Annotated in this window: 17 protein-coding genes; 12 read left to right on the forward strand and 5 right to left on the reverse strand. The window is 71.9% G+C overall.

Translation table 11 applies throughout. The annotated features are described in order from the left end of the window. Positions 1-95: 95 nt before the first annotated feature. Entirely contained in the window at positions 96-1025 is a 930-nt protein-coding gene (locus tag ABZ725_RS32795) for a hypothetical protein (RefSeq protein ID WP_358806116.1), read from the forward strand. On the opposite strand, the gene ABZ725_RS32800 is transcribed toward ABZ725_RS32795, so the two are convergent. Next, positions 992-1456, reverse strand: a complete 465-nt coding sequence (locus tag ABZ725_RS32800; protein WP_358806222.1) for a MarR family transcriptional regulator — start codon at positions 1454-1456, stop codon at positions 992-994. The genes ABZ725_RS32795 and ABZ725_RS32800 overlap by 34 nt on opposite strands. Before the next feature lie 119 nt (positions 1457-1575). On the opposite strand from ABZ725_RS32800, the gene ABZ725_RS32805 reads away from it, so the two are divergent. Next, complete coding sequence (locus tag ABZ725_RS32805; protein ID WP_358806117.1) at positions 1576-1959, forward strand: hypothetical protein; 384 nt, start codon at positions 1576-1578, stop codon at positions 1957-1959. 59 nt (positions 1960-2018) lie between these two features. Beyond that, on the forward strand, positions 2019-3518 hold the full coding sequence (locus ABZ725_RS32810; RefSeq protein ID WP_358806118.1) for an acyl-CoA synthetase: 1500 nt from the start codon (positions 2019-2021) through the stop codon (positions 3516-3518). Positions 3519-3551: 33 nt separating this feature from the next. Here the strand turns inward: ABZ725_RS32810 and paaK are convergent, their stop codons facing one another. After that, a complete protein-coding gene (gene paaK, locus ABZ725_RS32815; RefSeq protein WP_358806119.1) occupies positions 3552-4850 on the reverse strand; it encodes a phenylacetate--CoA ligase PaaK in 1299 nt (432 codons plus the stop codon). 151 nt (positions 4851-5001) lie between these two features. Here paaK and ABZ725_RS32820 point away from each other — a divergent pair, with 151 nt between their 5' ends. Beyond that, positions 5002-5883: an alpha/beta hydrolase gene (locus tag ABZ725_RS32820; protein WP_358806120.1), complete on the forward strand. Its 882-nt coding sequence runs from the start codon at positions 5002-5004 to the stop codon at positions 5881-5883. Here the strand turns inward: ABZ725_RS32820 and ABZ725_RS32825 are convergent. Then, positions 5841-7445, reverse strand: a complete 1605-nt coding sequence (locus tag ABZ725_RS32825) for an acyl-CoA synthetase (protein WP_358806121.1) — start codon at positions 7443-7445, stop codon at positions 5841-5843. The two genes, ABZ725_RS32820 and ABZ725_RS32825, sit on opposite strands and share 43 nt — an antisense overlap. A 176-nt stretch (positions 7446-7621) precedes the next feature. Here ABZ725_RS32825 and ABZ725_RS32830 point away from each other — a divergent pair, with 176 nt between their 5' ends. The 7 genes from ABZ725_RS32830 (at position 7622) to ABZ725_RS32860 (ending at position 13885) form a co-directional block, all read left to right on the forward strand. Next, a complete protein-coding gene (locus ABZ725_RS32830; protein WP_358806122.1) occupies positions 7622-8422 on the forward strand; it encodes a crotonase/enoyl-CoA hydratase family protein in 801 nt (266 codons plus the stop codon). A gap of 111 nt (positions 8423-8533) precedes the next feature. Continuing rightward, positions 8534-9481: an OB-fold domain-containing protein gene (locus ABZ725_RS32835; protein WP_358806123.1), complete on the forward strand. Its 948-nt coding sequence runs from the start codon at positions 8534-8536 to the stop codon at positions 9479-9481. After that, entirely contained in the window at positions 9478-10548 is a 1071-nt protein-coding gene (locus ABZ725_RS32840) for a thiolase domain-containing protein (RefSeq protein ID WP_358806124.1), read from the forward strand. Before ABZ725_RS32835 ends, ABZ725_RS32840 begins: the two co-directional genes overlap by 4 nt. After that, positions 10545-11711, forward strand: a complete 1167-nt coding sequence (locus ABZ725_RS32845; RefSeq protein WP_358806125.1) for a thiolase domain-containing protein — start codon at positions 10545-10547, stop codon at positions 11709-11711. The genes ABZ725_RS32840 and ABZ725_RS32845 overlap by 4 nt, the downstream gene beginning before the upstream one ends. A gap of 83 nt (positions 11712-11794) precedes the next feature. Then, entirely contained in the window at positions 11795-12037 is a 243-nt protein-coding gene (locus ABZ725_RS32850) for a DUF397 domain-containing protein (RefSeq protein WP_079657699.1), read from the forward strand. A 126-nt stretch (positions 12038-12163) separates the two neighbouring features. Beyond that, complete coding sequence (locus ABZ725_RS32855; RefSeq protein ID WP_358806126.1) at positions 12164-13063, forward strand: universal stress protein; 900 nt, start codon at positions 12164-12166, stop codon at positions 13061-13063. Between the two features lie 324 nt (positions 13064-13387). Beyond that, positions 13388-13885, forward strand: a complete 498-nt coding sequence (locus ABZ725_RS32860; protein WP_351909869.1) for a hypothetical protein — start codon at positions 13388-13390, stop codon at positions 13883-13885. Positions 13886-13892: 7 nt separating this feature from the next. On the opposite strand, the gene ABZ725_RS32865 is transcribed toward ABZ725_RS32860, so the two are convergent. Together ABZ725_RS32865 and ABZ725_RS32870 are read right to left on the reverse strand one after the other, a co-directional pair. Further along, positions 13893-15860, reverse strand: a complete 1968-nt coding sequence (locus ABZ725_RS32865) for an N-acetylmuramoyl-L-alanine amidase (protein ID WP_358806127.1) — start codon at positions 15858-15860, stop codon at positions 13893-13895. Positions 15861-16038: 178 nt separating this feature from the next. Further along, positions 16039-17178, reverse strand: a complete 1140-nt coding sequence (locus tag ABZ725_RS32870) for an aminoglycoside phosphotransferase family protein (RefSeq protein WP_351909865.1) — start codon at positions 17176-17178, stop codon at positions 16039-16041. A gap of 232 nt (positions 17179-17410) precedes the next feature. Here ABZ725_RS32870 and ABZ725_RS32875 point away from each other — a divergent pair, with 232 nt between their 5' ends. Continuing rightward, positions 17411-18913: a hypothetical protein gene (locus ABZ725_RS32875; RefSeq protein WP_351909863.1), complete on the forward strand. Its 1503-nt coding sequence runs from the start codon at positions 17411-17413 to the stop codon at positions 18911-18913. The last annotated feature ends 14 nt before the right edge of the window (positions 18914-18927 follow it).

The following is an 18927-nucleotide window of genomic DNA, read 5'->3' on the forward strand; positions in this document are numbered from 1 at the left end:
GTACGGCGGCCCACCCCACCGGAGGGACGCCCCACGCCGGGCCCCGCCCTACCGTCGGCACGCGGAGTGCGAGACGAAGGCGGGGGTGCGTGCGCATGAGCGTTCTGGGTGGGTTCGCCGGCGAGGTGTGGCGTGCGGTGCGGCCCGTGGACCGCTACCAGCGGCTGCTGTGGTGGTGCGGCACCGCGCTGGTGACCTCCGGGGTCGTGCACGGCGTGGTCGCCGTGATCGACTTCGCGCCCTGGTGGGGGCCGGTCTCCTGGCGCAAGCCCGTCGTGTTCGGCGTCTCCTTCGGCCTGATGGTGTGGGCCGTGGTCTGGATCATGCGACAGCTGCCCGCCCGCTGGTGGGCGCGGATACCGGCGGGCCTGGTCGTCTTCAGCTCGCTCGCCGAGGCCGTGCTCATCACGGCGCAGCGCTGGCGCGGGACCGCCTCCCACTTCAACCAGGCCACCGACACCGACTCGGCGGTCTGGTCGGTGATCGGCACGCTCACCCTGCCGCTGATCCTCGGCGTGGTCCTGCTGCTCGTGGCCGCGCTCGTACGGTTCGACGGCGGCGCCGCGTCCCGGGTCGCCGTGCTCGTGGGACTGACCGCCGTGCTGGCGGCCGGAGCCATCGGACAGAAGATGGCCGCCATCGGCGAGAAGGCGTTCGACGACACGGGACATGTGCCGTACGAGGTGCTCTTCGGGGCCGCGGGCAGTGCCAAACTCGCCCACGCCGTCGGTCTGCACGGCCTCCAGGCCCTCGCCCTGCTGGCCGTCCTGTGCGAGGCGGGCCGGCTGAGCGCCCGTGCGGCGGCCACGGTGGTGGGCGTGGCGGCCCTCGGCTACGCGGCCGCGTTCGGCGCGATCACCGCGACGGCCTACGCCGGGCGCGCGCCCCTCCACCCCACCGCCGTCATGGGGGTGCTGCTGGCAGCCGGGCTCCTGACCATCGCGGCGGCCACACTCGTCGCGGTCGCGCAGGCGGTCCCGAAGCGTCCGGCTCAGTCCCTCTCCGCGTCCACGCCCGCCTCGTAGGCGAGCAACGTGTCGACGAACAGCCGTCGCTGATCCGCCGTCAGCGGAGCCAGGGCGGTGCGCCAGGCCGCCGCGCCCGGGGCCAGCCAGCCGGCGATCGCCGGCTCGTGGACGTCCGCGATGGCGACGATCCGCCGACGCCGGTCCCGGTCGTCCTCCCGCCGCTCCAGGATCCCCTTCCGGCTGAGGTCGCCGATCAGCAGGCTCACGGTGGTGGGGGCGACCTCGAGGCGCGCGGCCAGCTCGTTGACGGTCATCGGTCCGTCGAGGAGCAGATACGCCAACAGGGAGAGGTGGCGCGGGGCCAGGGAGAAGGACCGCAGCGCCTCCGGCACCGGAATCCGCTTCGCCCTCCCCACCAGCCGCGGCATGAGCAGCAACAGCTCACGAACGGTCGCGTCGACGCCCTCGTCCCCACCGGCGGCGGGCATGGGCACGGGCATGGACATCCGACACTCCTCGTATTACCTTTGCAGTCAAAGCTATTTTGTTCGACTTGGTCAACCGGCCGAGTCGCCATGCTACGCACCGACGCGAACGGAGATCCGTCATGCCGCACTACACCGTGCACATCGGCGAAGAGGCCCTCGACGGGACGGTCGAGCCCCGGCTGATCGGCGCGCTGGCCGACGCGGTCGGGTCCGTCTACGGGGAGCGGCTGCGCACTCTGGTCGGCGTCGACCTCATCGGCATCCCGAGCCACCGACGGGGCATCGGCGGCCTGCCCACCACCCGGATCGCGCCCCAGCTCACCCTCAGCATGCGCGAGGCCGCCTACCACCTCCCCGAGATCCTCGACGCCCCCGCCCGCCTGATCGCCGCCACGGCCGACGCGGTGGCCTCGGTGCTCGGCGAGGGCATCCGCGCGGAGACGATCGTCAGCATCGTCGGAGTCCAGGAAGGGCGCACCGGAGTGGCCGGTGAGGTGGCGTGATCCCGGCGTCCGCGCAGGCGACTTGACCCGCCCCGGCCGCCGCCCGAGGATCATGAGTCATGACGCCCGCACACGGCAGTACCACCGTCGACGGGGTGCTGCGGCGCAGCGCCCGCCGCACCCCGGCACGCGTCGCGGTCGAGTACCGCGACCGCACCTGGACCTACGAGGAACTCGACGAGGCCGTCTCGCGCGCGGCGAGCGTCCTGCTCGGCCAGGGGCTCGCCCCCGGCGACCGGGTGGGCGCCTACGGCCACAACTCCGACGCCTACCTCGTCGCGTTCCTCGCCTGCGCCCGCGCGGGCCTGGTCCATGTCCCCGTCAACCAGAACCTCACCGGCGACGACCTGGCCTACATCGTCGGCCAGTCGGGCAGCGCGCTCGTCCTCGCCGACCCGGATCTCACCGCGCGACTCCCCGACGACGTACGCACGGTGCCCCTGCGCGACGCCGACGACTCGCTCCTCGCCCGACTGGCGGATGCCGAGCCGTACGACGGCCCCGAGCCGCGCACCGAGGATCTGGTGCAGCTGCTCTACACCTCCGGCACGACGGCCCTGCCCAAGGGCGCGATGATGACCCACCGCGCGCTGGTGCACGAGTACCTGAGCGCGATCGCCGCCCTCGATCTGAGCGCCGGCGACCGTCCCGCGCACTCGCTCCCGCTCTACCACTCGGCGCAGCTGCACGTGTTCCTGCTGCCGTACCTCGCGGTCGGCGCGACGAACCTCATCCTCGACGCACCCGACGGGGCGCAGCTCTTCGACCTCATCGAGGCGGACCGGGTCGACAGTCTCTTCGCCCCGCCGACCGTCTGGATCGCCCTGGCCAACCGCCCCGACTTCGCCACCCGTGACCTGAGCGGGCTGCGCAAGGCGTACTACGGGGCGTCGATCATGCCGGTGCCGATTCTGGAGCGCCTGCGCGAACGCCTCCCCAAGCTCGGTTTCTACAACTGCTTCGGCCAGAGCGAGATCGGCCCGCTCGCCACCGTCCTCGCCCCCGACGAGCACAAGGGTCGCCTGGACTCCTGCGGCCGCACGGTCCTCTTCGTGGACGCCCGCGTCGTCGACGAGAACGGACAGGACGTCCCCGACGGGACACCCGGTGAGATCGTCTACCGCTCCCCGCAGTTGTGCGAGGGCTACTGGGACAAGCCCGAGGAGACCGCCGAGGCCTTCCGCGACGGCTGGTTCCACTCCGGCGACCTCGCCGTCCGCGACGCCCACGGCTACTTCACCATCGTCGACCGGGTGAAGGACGTCATCAACTCCGGTGGCGTGGTGATCGCTTCACGCCAGGTCGAGGACGCCCTCTACACCCACGAGGGCGTCGCCGAGGCCGCGGTGATCGGTCTGCCCGACGAGAAGTGGATCGAGGCGGTCACGGCGGTCGTCGTCCCTCGCGGCGAGGTCACCGAGGACGAGCTCATCGCCCACACCCGCGAGCGGCTCACCCCCTTCCAGGCCCCGAAGCGGGTGCTCTTCGTGGACGAACTCCCGCGCAACGCCAGCGGCAAGATCCTGAAGCGGGAGCTGCGGGACCGGTTCGGTTCGTGACACGCCTCATGACGCGTCTCCTGACCCGCCCGGTCAGTCCCGCGGACGCAGATCCACGATCCGCCTGATCTTGCCCACCGACCGCTCCAGCGACTCCGGGTCGACGATCTCGACGTCGACCGACACGCCGATGCCGTCCTTCACGGCCGCCGCGACGGCCAGCGCCGCCGCCTCCCGGTCCGCGGGGGTGGCGTCGGCCCGGGCCTCCGCGCGCACCGTGAGGGCGTCGAGGCGGCCTTCGCGGGTCAGCCGGAGCTGGAAGTGGGGCGCCACGGCCGGGGTGCGCAGCACGATCTCCTCGATCTGGGTGGGGAAGAGGTTCACCCCGCGCAGGATGACCATGTCGTCGCTGCGGCCGGTCACCTTCCGCATCCGCCGGAAGACGCGTGCCGTGCCCGGCAGCAGCCGGGTCAGGTCGCGGGTGCGATAGCGGACGACCGGCATGGCCTCCTTGGTGAGCGAGGTGAAGACCAACTCGCCCTCCGCGCCCTCCGGCAGGACCTCGCCGGTGATCGGGTCGACCACCTCCGGATAGAAGTGGTCCTCCCAGATGTGCAACCCGTCCTTCGTCTCCACGCACTCCTGCGCGACCCCCGGGCCGATCACCTCCGACAACCCGTAGATGTCGACGGCGTCGATCGCGAACCGCTCCTCGATCTCCTGGCGCATCCGCTCCGTCCACGGCTCGGCACCGAAGATCCCCACCCGCAGCGAGGTGGCGCGCGGGTCGACGCCCTGCCGCTCGAACTCGTCGAGCAGGGTGAGCATGTAGGACGGGGTCACCATGATGATCCGGGGCTGGAGGTCCTGGATCAGCTGGACCTGACGGGACGTCATGCCGCCGGACGCGGGGATCACCGTACAGCCGAGGCGTTCGGCGCCGTAGTGGGCGCCGAGGCCGCCGGTGAACAGGCCGTAGCCGTACGCCACATGGACCGTGTCGCCGGGCCGGCCGCCCGCGGCGCGGATCGAACGGGCCACCATGTCCGCCCACATGGACAGATCGGCGTCCGTGTAGCCGACGACCGTCGGCCGACCGGTGGTGCCGCTGGAGGCGTGGACCCGGCGGATGCGGTCCCGGGGGACGGCGAACATCCCGTACGGGTAGTGCGCGCGCAGGTCAGCCTTGACGGTGAAGGGGAATCGGGACAGATCGGAGAGGCTGCGGCAGTCGTCGGGGTGGACCCCCGCCTTGTCGAAGGAGTCCCGGTAGAAGGGCACGCGCGCGTACGCGTGACGCAGCGAGGCCCGCAGTCGCTCCAGCTGCAGTGCGCGCAGCGCGTCCTCGTCGAGGCGCTCGCCCTCGTCCAGCAGGTCCCGCGCGTCCGTCATGAGCTGCTCCCTCGCCAGAACCTCACCAAACCGGGCGACCGATCATTCGGTCGAGGTGTGCGTGATCGTAATCCAGGCCGAGGGGCGTCGGGCAAGAGGGCGGTCAGGATTTCCGTTGCGGCCCGGCGGGCCCGGAGGCGAGGATCGGGCCATGCCGACCTTCACCGCGCCCGACGGCGTCGAGCTCGCCTACCGCGTCCGGGGCGAGGGCGACCCCCTCGTGGTCCTGCCCGGCGGCCCCATGCGGGCCTCCGCCTACCTCGGCGACCTGGGCGGGCTCACCGCCCACCGCCGACTGGTCCTCCTCGATCTGCGCGGGACGGGAGCCTCCGCGGTCCCCGCGGACCCGGCGACGTACCGCTGCGACCGGCAGGTCGAGGACGTCGAGGCGCTGCGCGTCCGGCTCGGGCTGGAGCGGATCGACCTCCTCGCGCACTCGGCGGGCGGCAGCCTCGCCCTGCTGTACGCGGCCCGGTACCCGCACCGGGTGTCCCGGCTCGCGCTGATCGCTGCGAACCCGTGGGCCCTGGGCCGGCCCGCCACGCCCGAGGAACGCCTGGAGGCGGCCCGGCTGCGCGTGGACGAGCCGTGGTTCGCGACGGCGTTCCCGGCGTTCGAGGCCTGGCTGGCGGGCGAGGGCGAACCCGACTGGACGGCGGTCGCCGCCTTCTTCTACGGCCGCTGGGACGACACCGCACGCTCCCACGACGCCGCCGCGGACGAACAGACCAACGCCGAGGCGGAGGGAGTCTTCCTGGACCCGGACGCCTTCGACCCGCCGGCCCTGCGCAGCGCCCTCGCCGAGGTCACCGCCCCGGTCCTCGTGCTCGCCGGAGAGGTGGACGGCGGGCCCCGGCCCGAGGTCGCCCGGCTCGTCGCCGACGCCTTCCCGAACGCCGAACTCGCCGTGCAGCCCGGCGCCGGCCACTATCCGTGGCTGGACGACCCGGAATGGTTCGTCCGTCGTGTCGTCGCCTTCCTGGCGGCGGGTCAGCCGTTCTCGGCAACCGCCACCTCCCGCGCCCACCGGTAGTCCGCCTTCCCGCTCGGCGAGCGGCGGATGGACTCCGCGAGCACCAGCTGACGTGGGATCTTGTAGCCGGCGAGCCGGGTGCGACAGTGCGTCTGGATCTCCTCCAGGGACGGCAGCGGGGCGCCCCGACGCATCTGCACCACCGCCGCCACATGGTTGCCCCAGGTCGGATCCGGCACCCCCGCGACCAGGGCGTCGTACACGTCCGGATGCGACTTCAGCGCCTGCTCGACCTCCTCGGGGTACACCTTCTCGCCCCCGGTGTTGATGCACTGCGAGCCCCGACCGAGGACGACGACCACGCCGTCCTCGTCGACGGTCGCCATGTCGCCGAGCAGCACCCAGCGCTCGCCGTCCTTCTCGAAGAAGGTCTCGGCGGTCTTCACCGGGTCGTTGTAGTAGCCGAGGGGCACATGGCCGTGCTGGGCGACGCGCCCGACCTCGCCCGGCGCGATCGGCTCGTACGTCGCCGGATCGACCACCTGGGTACGGGAGTTGACCCGGACGCGGAAGCCGCGCTCGGGCCCCGAGTCCTCCGTCGCCGTGCCGTTGAAGCCGGACTCCGAGGAGCCGAAGTTGTTCAGCAGCATCGCGTTCGGCAGCAGCGCCCGGAACTGACGGCGAACCGTGTCCGACATGATCGCCCCGGACGAGGACACGCTGAACACCGACGAGCAGTCCGTGCCCTTCATCGGACCTTCGAGAGCGTCGATCAGGGGCCGCAGCATCGCGTCGCCCACCAGGGAGATGCTGGTGACCTTCTCCTTCTCGATCGTCCGCAGCACTTCCTCCGGCACGAACTTGCGGTGGATCACGACGCGTTGGCCGAAGTTGAAGCCGATGAACGCGGTGAGGGTCGACGTGCCGTGCATCAGCGGGGGAGTGGGGAAGAAGGTGATCCCCGTACCGCCTGCCGCGACCCGCTCGGCGATCTCCTCCGGCTTCCTCACCGGCTCCCCGGTCGGCGAGCCGCCGCCCAACCCCGAGAAGAACAAGTCCTCCTGACGCCACATCACGCCCTTGGGCATACCGGTCGTGCCACCGGTGTAGATGATGAACTGGTCGTCGCCCGAGCGGGCCGGGAAGCCGCGCTCTGGGGAGCCGCCGGCCTCGGCCTCGGCGAACGAGACGATGCCCTCGCCGGCCGGGCCGACCCGGATCAGATGGCGCAGGGCGGGCGTCTGCGGCAGTGCGGCGGCCACCCGGTCCGTGAACTCCGCGTCGAAGGCGAGCGCGACGAGATCGGCGTCCCGGTAGAGGTAGACCAACTCCTCTTCCACATACCGGTAGTTGACGTTGACCGGCACGATCCGCGCCTTCAGACAGCCCAGCACCGTCTGGAGGTACTCGACCCCGTTGTACAGATGCAGGCCGAGATGCTCGCCGGGGCGGATCCCGCTGTCGAGCAGATGGTGGCCGATCCGATTGGCGGCCGCGTCCAACTGCGCGTACGTCAGGCGGCGTTCCGCGCCCGTGCCGGGATGGTCGACGTAGACGAGCGCCTCTCGGTCCGCCGCCACGTCGACGACCGACTCGAACAGGTCGGCAATGTTGTACTCCACCGCTCCTCCTGACCTAGGGCGGGCGCGTTCCAGAACGGTTCGTCGGTCATCAGAGCAAAGGGCGCGGCAACTGGGAAGGGTTCCCGTCAAGAAATCTGACTGACTGTCAGAAAACCCTTGAACTGCCATCACGCCTCCTGCAACCTGTTCTCGTTCTTTCCGAGGGGAGATGTGCCATGGGCGGAACCGAACACCTCACCGTGCAGCGCGAAGGCGCCACACTCGTGCTCACGCTCAACAGGCCGGAGGCCAAGAACGCGCTCTCGATCGCCATGCTCGTCGGCCTGTACGACGGCTGGCTCGAAGCCGACGAGGACGAATCCGTCCGCTCCATCGTGTTCACCGGCGCGGGCGGCTCCTTCTGCGCCGGCATGGACCTCAAGGCCCTCGCCGGCAAGGACATGGAGGGACAGCAGTACCGCGACCGGCTCAAGGCCGACCCCGATCTGCACTGGAAGGCGATGCTGCGCCACCACCGCCCCCGCAAACCGGTGATCGCCGCCGTCGAGGGGTACTGCGTGGCGGGCGGCACCGAGATGCTCCAGGGCACCGACATCCGCGTCGCGGGCGAATCCGCCACCTTCGGCCTCTTCGAGGTCAAGCGCGGGCTGTTCCCGATCGGCGGCTCCACGGTCCGGCTGCCACGCCAGATCCCGCGCACCCACGCCCTGGAGATGTTGCTCACCGGACGGCCGTACAGCGCACGGGAGGCCGCGGACATCGGCCTGATCGGACATGTCGTCCCCGACGGCACGGCCCTGGAGAAGGCCCTGGAGATCGCCGAACGGGTCAACGCGTGCGGGCCACTGGCCGTGGAGGCGGTCAAGGCCTCGGTGTACGAGACGGCCGAGCTGACCGAGACGGAGGGGCTCGCCGCCGAACTCGTGCGGGGGTGGCCGGTGTTCGACACGGCCGACGCGAAGGAAGGGGCCCGGGCCTTCGCGGAGAAACGGGCGCCTGTTTACCGCCGGGAGTAGGGGTGGGTTCTCGCCGTTCGCCTGCTGCGGGCCCGTTGTGGCTGGTCGCGCAGTTCCCCGCGCCCCTGAGGGGCGCGCTCCTCACGCCGATGTCCGAAGGAGGCAGCCCCTATGCCCGAAGTGCTCAAAGCGCCGCTTGTCGTCGAGTTTCCGTTCACCCGGTCTCTCGGGCCCGTGCAGAGCGCGTTTCTCACCGGTCTGCGGGAGCGGGTCGTCCTCGGGGTGAAGGCGACCGACGGCCGCACCCTCGTCCCGCCCGTCGAGTACGACCCCGTCACCGCCGAGGAGATCCACGATCTCGTCGAGGTCGCCGCCACCGGCACGGTCACCACCTGGGCCTGGAACCACGCCCCCCGTCGCGGCCAGCCCCTCGGCACCCCCTTCGCCTGGGTCCTGGTCCGCCTCGACGGCGCCGACACCGCCCTGCTGCACGCCCTCGACGCCCCCGGCCCCGACGCCGTCCACACCGGAATGCGCGTCCGGATCCGCTGGGCCGAGGAACGCACCGGCGCCATCACCGACATCGCCTGCTTCGAGCCGTACGCAGGCGAACCGGACCAGCCGTCCGGCAGCCACCCGGGGGAGTTCGAAGGCGAGCGCGTCTCCGGGATCGTCGCCCCCGCCCGCCTCGACTACACCTACTCGCCCGGCCGCGCCCAGTCCGCCCACATCGCCGCGCTCGCCACCCAGCGCACGGTCGGCGAACGCTGCCCGTCCTGCCGCAAGGTGTACGTGCCGCCGCGCGGCGCCTGCCCCACCTGCGGCGTCCCGACCGCCGAGCAGGTCGAGGTCGGGCCGCGCGGCACGGTCACCACCTTCTGCATCGTCAACATCAAGGCGAAGAACCTCGACATCGAAGTGCCGTACGTCTACGCCCACATCGCCCTCGACGGCGCCGACCTCGCGCTGCACGGACGCATCGGCGGCATCCCCTACGACCAGGTACGCATGGGCCTGCGCGTCGAACCCGTGTGGACGCAGGGCGCCCGCTACCCCGACCACTACCGGCCCACCGGCGAACCCGACGCCGACTACGACGTCTACAAGGAGCTGCTGTGACCCGCGAGGAACCCTCAGGCTTCCGCGACATCGCGGTGGTGGCCTTCGCACAGACCGACGTCCTGCGCACCACCGACGAGCTCTCCGAGGTCGAGATGCTCATGCCGGTCCTGCACAGCGTCCTCGACCGGACCGGCCTGAAGACCGCCGACATCGACTTCACCTGCTCCGGCTCCAGCGACTACCTCGCCGGCCGCGCCTTCTCCTTCACCCTCGCCCTCGACGGCGTCGGCGCCTGGCCGCCCATCTCCGAGTCCCATGTGGAGATGGACGGCGCCTGGGCGCTGTACGAGGCCTGGACCAAGCTGCTCACGGGCGACGCCGACACCGCGCTCGTCTACTCCTACGGCAAGTCCTCGCCCGGCTCCGTACGCGACGTCCTCACCCGCCAGCTGGACCCGTACTACGTCGCCCCCCTGTGGCCGGACTCCGTCGCCCTCGCCGCGCTCCAGGCACAGGCCCTGATCGACGCCGGCGACACCGACGAGAGCGCCCTCGCCGCCATCGGGGCGCGCAGCCGACGCGTCGCCACCCTCAACTCCCACGCCCAGCTGCGCGGTTCGCTGCCCCAGGGCGACTACGCCGTACGACCGCTGCGCACCGGCGACTGCCCGCCCGTCGGCGACGGCGCCGCCGCCGTGATCCTCGCGGCCGGGGAACGAGCCCGCGAACTGTGCTCCAGGCCCGCCTGGATCCGAGGCATCGACCACCGCATCGAGGCCCACTCGCTCGGCGTGCGCGACCTCACCGACTCGCCCTCCACCCGCCTCGCCGCCGAGAAGGCGGGCGCGTTCGAACGGCCCGTCGACACCGCCGAGCTGCACGCGCCGTTCACCGCACAGGAGGTCGTCCTGCGCAAGGCGCTGCGGCTGGACGACAGCGTCCGGGTGAACCTGTCCGGCGGCGCCCTCGCCGCCAACCCGATGATGGCCGCCGGCCTCATCCGCATCGGCGAGGCCGCCGCCCGCATCCACCGGGGCGAGTCCGACCGCGCCCTCGCCCACGCCACCTCCGGCCCGTGTCTCCAGCAGAACCTGGTCGCCGTACTCGAAGGGGAACCGCGATGAGCAAGGAGCCCGTGGCCGTCGTCGGGATCGGCCAGACCAAACACGTCGCGGCCCGACGGGACGTCTCGATCGCCGGTCTGGTCCGGGAGGCCGCCCGGCGCGCCCTCGACGACGCCGAGCTGACCTGGGCCGACGTCGACGCCGTCGTCATCGGCAAGGCCCCCGACTTCTTCGAGGGCGTCATGATGCCCGAGCTGTACCTCGCCGACGCGCTCGGCGCGGTCGGCAAGCCGATGCTGCGCGTGCACACGGCGGGCTCGGTCGGCGGCTCCACCGCGCTCGTCGCCGCGAACCTCGTCGCGGCCCGGGTGCACGGCACCGTGCTGACCCTCGCCTTCGAGAAGCAGTCCGAGTCCAACGCCATGTGGGGACTGTCCCTGCCGATCCCCTTCCAGCAGCCGCTGCTCGCCGGGGCCGGCGGGTTCTTCGCACCGCACGTGCGCGCGTACATGCGGCGCAGCGGCGCGCCCGACACCGTCGGCTCCCTGGTGGCGTACAAGGACCGGCGCAACGCGCTGAAGAACCCCTACGCGCACCTCCACGAGCACGACATCACACTGGAGAAGGTCCAGGCCTCGCCCATGCTGTGGGACCCGATCCGCTACTCGGAGACCTGCCCGTCCTCCGACGGGGCCTGCGCGATGGTCCTCACCGACCGGGCCGGCGCCGCCCGCGCGCCCCGCCCTCCCGCCTGGATGCTCGGCGGCGCGATGCGCAGCGAACCGACCCTCTTCGCCGGCAAGGACGCCGTGTCGCCGCGGGCCGGCCAGGACTGCGCCGCCGACGTCTACCGTCAGGCCGGCGTCACCGACCCGCGCCGGGACATCGACGCCGTCGAGATGTACGTGCCGTTCTCCTGGTACGAGCCCATGTGGCTGGAGAACCTCGGCTTCGCCGACGAGGGCGAGGGCTGGAAGCTCACCGAGGCCGGGGTCACGGAGCTCGACGGCGACCTCCCCGTCAACATGTCGGGAGGCGTCCTGTCCACCAACCCCATCGGCGCCTCCGGCATGATCCGCTTCGCCGAGGCCGCGCTCCAGGTGCGCGGACAGGCCGGGGAACACCAGGTGGAGCGGGCCCGCAAGGTCCTCGGGCACGCCTACGGCGGCGGCTCGCAGTTCTTCTCCATGTGGCTCGTCGGAGCGGCGGCCCCGGAGTCCTGAAAGGTCCTTCTCACGTGCTCTGTCCGCGTCCGGAACCGATCGCTAGGCTGACCCGCGGACGACCGACCGGGAGGAGCACGGACGTGGCCGAGAGCACCATCCAGCAGCAGCCGCTCACGGGCTGGGACAAGCCGGAGCTGGACCTCAGCAACGCCGAGTGGCAGTCCAGCAGCCAGGGTCGGGGGGATGTCCAGATCGCCTTCGTCGAGGGATTCATCGCGATGCGCAACAGCGGCCGCCCCCAGAGCCCTTCCCTGATCTTCACGCCCGCCGAATGGGGAGCGTTCGTGTCGGGGGCACGGGAAGGGGAGTTCGACCTGACCTGAGACCCGCCGAACCGGGGGTGTTCCTCCTCGTTTTCCGGACACGCGACCTCGTACCCCCTCCTGGGGCCCCGCCTGGGCAAGGCTGGCTCCAGCAGGACGAAGGTCGAGTTCCGGGAGGTGAGGACCATGAGCACGCTGCCGGTCGTCGCGGCGGTCGACGGTTCCGAGGACGGCTGGCGCGCCCTCGACTGGGCCCGCGACGCCGCCCGCCGCCGCGGAGCGCCGCTGCGCGTGGCGCACGTACGCCACCACGCCGTCTGGACGCCGCCCGGCGCCCCCGCGGTCGTACCGCCTGCTCCGGAGGACGACCCGGTGCTCGCCGAGGCCCGCGCCCGGCCGACCGCGGCCGAGGGCGGGCCGCGCCCGGAGTACGTGGGCCTCGACGGCGCGCCCGGTGCGCTGCTGCCCGAACTGGGCGCCGAGGCCCAGCTGTTGGTGCTCGGCTCCCGGGGCCGCGGCGGCTTCGCCGGCCTGCTGCTCGGCTCCAACAGCCTGACGGCGGCCCGGGACGCCGAGTGCCCGGTCGTGGTCGTGCCCCGACCGGGCCGAACGGTCGACGTCGTACTGCCGGCCGAGCCCGGCCCCCGGGTGGTCGTGGGCCTCAAGGTGGACGGCCCCGACGACACGACCCTCGACCTGGCCTTCACCGAGGCCGCCCTGCTCGGCGCGCGCCTCCAGGTGATCGCCGCCTACCCCTGGCCGATCCAGACCTGGACCGCCCCCGGCGACCTGCCCGCCCCGCTCTACGACCAGGACGCCGTCGAGCACGAGACGGCCGCCCTCATGGACGGCTTCCTCGCCCCGCACCGCGAGCGCCATCCCGGCGTCCACGCGGACCCGCTCCCCGCCCCCGGCGACGCGGCGGCCCTCCTCGTCGCCGCCTCCAAGGACGCCGACCTGGTCGTGGTGGGCCGCCACCGCCGCCGCCTCCTGACCCCCGCCCGCATGCTCGGCTCGGTCACCCACGCAGTCCTCCTGCACGCGGCAAGCCCAGTAGCAGTAGTCCCCCCGACAGACCCCCACTGACACGAACGCTCAGGTGTCCCACCCCAGGGGCGCGAGGAACCGCGCACGACTCCGACACTGACGTCCACGAGTCACGGCCGCCCACCCGCCCCACCTCAGGGGCGCGGGGAACTGCGCACGAGCTCGACGCCCACTGATCACGGACGCCGACCTGTCCCACCAAGGGGCGCGGGGAACTGCGCGACCGGCCCGGACGGACCCGCACCCGGCACCCGAGCTGCACCGCACGGCCAGTGACAACGCGGGGAACTGCGCGACCGGTCCGGACGGACCCGCACCCGTCACCCGAGAACATCGCCGAACGGCAGCACGTACCATTGCCGCATGTCGTTCCTCCGCCGCCGCAGCGCCACGCCCGCCGGGCCCGACTTCGACGTACTGGCCATGGACCCGGGCGACTGGCCCGGCAATCTGGGCGCCGGCCTGCTGCCCGCGCCGGACGGCAGCTGCCAGGGCGTCTTCCTGCGCTACGACCTCTTCGGCGGTCGCGGCCCCGCGATGATCATCGGCAATCTGCCCGAGGGCTCCCCGGCCCGCGAGGTGGACGAGGGCGAGGTCCCCTTCGAGGTCGCCCAGCTGCTGCTCGCGCTGGAGAACGACGAGGAGGTGACCGTCGTCGGCACCGAGGACATGCCCGTGATGCAGGGCGACAACCTGCTGATCGTGCGCCGGCTGAAGCTCTCCGAGGGGCGGATCTCCTGCGTGCAGTTCGACCGCAGCGACAACGTCCTGGTGACCATCGCCGCCTGGGACCGCCCCATCACCGACGACCTGTACGCCCTGCTGAAGCCGCTCCCGGCGGAGCTGTTCCAGCAGGGCTGAAGTCCCGCTAGGACGCCGTCAGCTCGACGTCCGCGGCCCGCACGAACGCCACCCGGTGGCCGTACTGGATCTCGTAGTACATGTCCTTGCCGACGACGACCCGGTGCGATCCGGTGGCGAAGGTGGTCGCGTAGTAGTACTCGCCCGGCACCTTGTCCCCGACCACGTACTTCTGGCCCTTCGGCAGGGTGTACTGCAGCGCCGAGACCGCCTGGACCGGCACCCCCGCCGGGTAGGCCCCCGCCTCGGGGTAGGCGCGGCCGTACACCGGAACGCTGTCGCGGCCGTCCTTCGGGGTCACCGTCCGACCGGTCGCCGGGACGGCCGCCGGCTGCGCCGCCGGGTTCTTGAACCAGGCCTTCTGGCCGAGGTACCAGATCGCCGTCCACTCCCCCCACTGGTCGGCGACCGCGTACTGCTGGCCGGTCGAAGCCCGCGCGGAGATGTCGTTCACCCCCGCGGTCGGGCCCGAGCCCTGGCCGACGTCCTTGACCAGCGCGGACTTCTCGTCGTGGTCGGAGTACAGCCGCACCGCGCCGGAACCGTGCGCCGCGCACGGCAGTCCCTTCCCGCCGCAGTCGGTGTACACCGGCTTGTTGGCGGTGTAGTCCGGCCGGATCGTCACCAGACCGCCGCTGCTGTCGGCCGCGGCCGTGAAGGGGCGTTCCATCAGCTCGAAGTAGTGCCGCCAGTCCCAGTACGGGCCCGGGTCGGTGTGCATCCCGGACACGGACGCGGCCGTCGGGCCGGGCACGTTGTCATGGCCCAGGATGTGCTGCCGGTCCAGCGGAACGGCGTACTTCTCGGCCAGGTACGTCACCAGGCGCGCCGACGACCGGTACATCGCCTCCGTGTACCAGGAGTCCGGGGAGGCGAGGAACCCCTCGTGCTCCAGGCCGATCGACTTGGAGTTGACATACCAGTTGCCGGAGTGCCACGCCACGTCCTTCGCCTTCACATGCTGGGCGACATGGCCGTCGGTGGAGCGCAGCGAGTAGTTCCAGGACACGTAGGTGGGGTCCTGGACCATGTTGAGCACCCCGGCCCAGCCGCCCTCGGTGTCGTGGACGACGATGTACTTGATGCCCGGCGAGGTCGGCCGGTCGGCGACGTCGTGGTTGCCGTAGTCGTTGTCGCCGAACTCCTCGTACGGCGCCGCGATCCACTCGCAGGACACCGTCGTCGGGCACTCGGTGCCCGCCGCGGAGACCGTGCGCAGACCGGCCTTGCGCAGCTGGGCGCGGCGCGGCACCAGGTCCGGCTGCGCGGCCAGGGCGACCGTCTCACCGGAGTCCGTGGTGCGCCGCTCGCCGGTGCGGAGCACCTCGAAGACGTCGTCGGCGTAGGCGGCGGCCGTCGCGCTGTCGTCCGCGCCCGGGAAGTCGGCGACCGCGCCGTACCAGTCCGCCGGGTCGGCGCTCAGGGGCTCGCCCAGCTGCTGCTGGGCGGCGGCGAGGAGCGCGGCGCCGCCCGCGATGTTGGCGGCGGGGTCCGTGCGCAGGTCGGCGGCGCTCAGGCCGGTCAGTTCCGCCGCACGCGGCAGGGTCCTGAGGCGGGCCGGGAGCTTGTCGCTGGACGGAGGTCCGAGGCCCGCGGGTGGATGCGGGGCCGGGCGCGCGGAGCCGCCTCGGGCGTTCTGCGCGCCCTTGCTGTGGTGCGCGGCGCCGGTCAGCGCGGTCCGGGCGTCGGTGAGGTGCATCGGGCCGTAGCCGCCGATCACGCTCGGCGCTCCGCCGTGCGTGTCCCAGCGGGACTGGAGGTAGGAGACGCCCAGGAGCACGCTCTGCGGCACGTGGTACTCGGCGGCCGCGGCGGCGAAGGCCCGCTGCAGGCCGGTCGCCGGGGCAGTGGACTCGGTCGCGTCGGCCGGCGACGCCGCACCGAGCAGCGGGAGCAGCAGAGCCGCCGACGCCAGGGCGCCTGCGGCTCTACGGACACGTCCGGGGGGTCCGGGGGGAATGACGGGTTTTCGCAAGACGGTCTCCTGGGACGAGCCGACGGGGAACGATAACCCGTCAATCATGCTCATATACGGGCGATTTACCTCGTCAAGACACCTCTTACGAACATATGAAACCTTCGAACATACGAAGGTCCGCACATACGAAGGTCCGCGGTACGCCCTGTTCGGACGAACCGCGGACCTTCGCCCCTCAGCGAGTGCCGACCGCCGCGCGCACCGCCCGTCGGGCGAGCTGGCAGTCGTCGTGCAGCCGCCGCAGCAGCAGGCGCTGTTCCTCGCCGGACGGCGCGGCACCCGGGTGGGCCGCCCCCGGGGCCGTCGGGGTCGTGTCGTGCATCGAACGCTGCACGGCCGTCTCGTAGGTACGGATCTCGCGGGTGAGGACCAGCATCAGGTTCACCAGGAAGGCGTCCCGCGAGGCCGGGCCCGCCGACTGGGCGATCTGACTGATCTGACGGCGCGCCACCGGTGCGTCGCCCAGCGCCGACCACAGTGTCGCCAGGTCGTAGCCCGGCAGATACCAGCCTGCGTGCTCCCAATCCACCAGCACTGGACCGGCCGGTGAGAGAAGGATGTTCGACAGGAGGGCGTCGCCGTGACAGAACTGGCCCATGCCCTGCCGGCCCGCGGTGGCCGCGATGCCGTGCAGCAGCTTCTGGAGGTCGCCCAGGTCCCGGTCGGTGAGCAGACCCAGTTCGTGGTAGCGGGAGATCCGGGCGGCGTAGTCGAGCGGTGCGTCGAACGTCCCCGCCGGCGGCCGCCAGGCGTTGAGCCGGCAGATCGCGCCGAGCGCCGCCCGCACGTCCGCCCGCGGTGGGGCCTCGGTGGGATGCCGCTGAAGTGCCGCCACGCGCCCCGGCATCCGCTCGATCACCAGTGTGCAGTTGTCCGGGTCCGCCGCGATCAGTCTCGGCGCCCGCACCGGGGGGCGGTGCCGGACGAACGTGCGGTACGCGGCTATTTCGTGTCGGATCCGCTCCGCCCACACGGGGGAGTGGTCCAGTAAACACTTGGCGACGGCCGTACTGCGTCCTGTCGTGCCGACCAGGAGCACCGAGCGGCCGCTGCGGCGCAGCACCTGGACCGGGGCGAACTCCGGGCAGATCCGGTGCACCGACGCGATCGCCGTGCGCAGCTGGGCGCCCTGAGGGCCGGACAGGTCGAGTCTTCCGCTGAGCGGTTGCGTGCCGATCCCCGCGGGGCGCCGGGTCAGACCCGCGCCGAGCGCGGGGCCCGCCGACCGCGCAGGGTCGAGGTAGGGGCCGCCGCCGCCCGGGCGGGAGTGCAGCGACCGGGGCGGGGCGGACACGGAGGACGATGCTGCGTACATGGGAGAAACAGATCCCTTCGTGTGCCGGACGTCAGAACGCTGCCCCGACCGGTCCACCCGGGTGCACCCTGGGGAGTGTCCCTCGGCGACCGGGTCGGGGTGGCGCTTTCCTACCTGACACCCGTCGCCCAGTGGCACACCATCTGGCGAACCCTGGCGAACCCTGGCGAATAGTCGCCCGGCAACTTTCCCGGGGCTACTGTCAACTCAGCCGAGAACCTGGGGGCTTGACGTGAGCGGACAACCCAACACCCGTCTCTCGGATCTGTTCGGCCTGGCCGGCTGGTCCAAGGGTGAACTCGCGAGGCTGGTCAACCGGCAGGCGGCGGCCATGGGCCACCCCCAACTGTCGACCGACACCTCCCGGGTGCGGCGGTGGATCGACACGGGAGAGATCCCGCGCGATCCGGTGCCGCGGGTGCTGGCGGCTCTGTTCACCGAGCGTCTCGGCCGTGTCGTGACCATCGAGGACCTCGGTCTGGTCCGGCACGGGCGTACAGGGAAACGGCCCGGCGGCGGGAGTGTCGAACATCCCGACGGTGTGCCGTGGGCGCCCGAACGGACTGCTGCGGTCCTCACCGAATTCACGGGAATGGACCTCATGCTCAACCGACGCGGCTTGGTGGGCGCGGGTGCAGCGCTCGCCGCGGGATCAGCTCTCAGCAGTGCCATGTACGAGTGGCTCCACACCGACCCCACCCTCTCCGCCGACGCTACCGTCATCGACCATCCCCACCTCCACCATGCCGACCCCGCTGGGTTCGACCGCTACGAGGCGGCCCCCATCGGAACGGAGGAGGTCGACGAACTCGAGCGCTCGGTCGAGGTGTTCCGAGCCTGGGACGCGGCCCGCGGGGGCGGGCTGCAACGCAAGGCCGTCGTGGGACAGCTCAACGAGGTGGGCGGCATCCTCGCCTACCACCACCCCACCCATCTCCAGCGGCGCCTGTGGGGCGTCGCGGCCAACCTCGCCGTTCTCGCGGGCTGGATGTCGCACGACATCGGTCTGGAGCCCACGGCCCAGAAGTACTTCGTCATCGCCGCCCACGCCGCGCGCGAGGGCGGTGACCGGCCGCGGGCCGGCGAGGCGCTCTCCCGGGCGGCCCGTCAGATGGTCCACCTCGGCCGGCCGGACGACGCCCTCGACCTGATGAATCTGGCCCAGTCCGGGGCCGGCGGCGAGGTGCTGCCGCGCACCCGGGCGATGTTCCACACCATCGAGGCCTGGGCGCAGGCGTCGATGGGCAAGGGACAGGCCATGCGCCGCACCCTCGGCCGGGCGGAGGACCTCTTCGTCTCCGACAAGGGCGATGTGACACCGCCGTCCTGGATGCAGACCTTCCGGGACGAGGATCTGTACGGCATGCAGGCCCTGGCCTACCGCACGCTGGCCGAGTTCGACCCGCAGGCCGCCGTGCACGCCCAGCACTACGCGGAGAAGGCCCTGGCGCTGCGCGTCGACGGGCGTGAGCGGTCGAAGATCTTCGATCATCTGTCCATGGCGTCCGCCTGCTTCATCGCGGACGACCCCGAACAGGCGGACCGGTTCGCCCGGTTGGCCCTGATGTCGATGGGGTCGAACTCCTCCCGGCGCACCTGGGACCGGCTGAGCCAGATGTACCGGCTCACCGCGGAGTACGCCAACTACCCGAGGATCAGCGAGCTGCGCGAGGAGATCAGGCTGGCCCTGCCGAAGCAGAAGGGGGGCAGGTCGGGCAGCAGCGCCCAGACGTGAGGCTCACGATGTGA

Source organism: Streptomyces sp. NPDC006872 (assembly GCF_040635845.1).
Classification (GTDB): domain Bacteria; phylum Actinomycetota; class Actinomycetes; order Streptomycetales; family Streptomycetaceae; genus Streptomyces.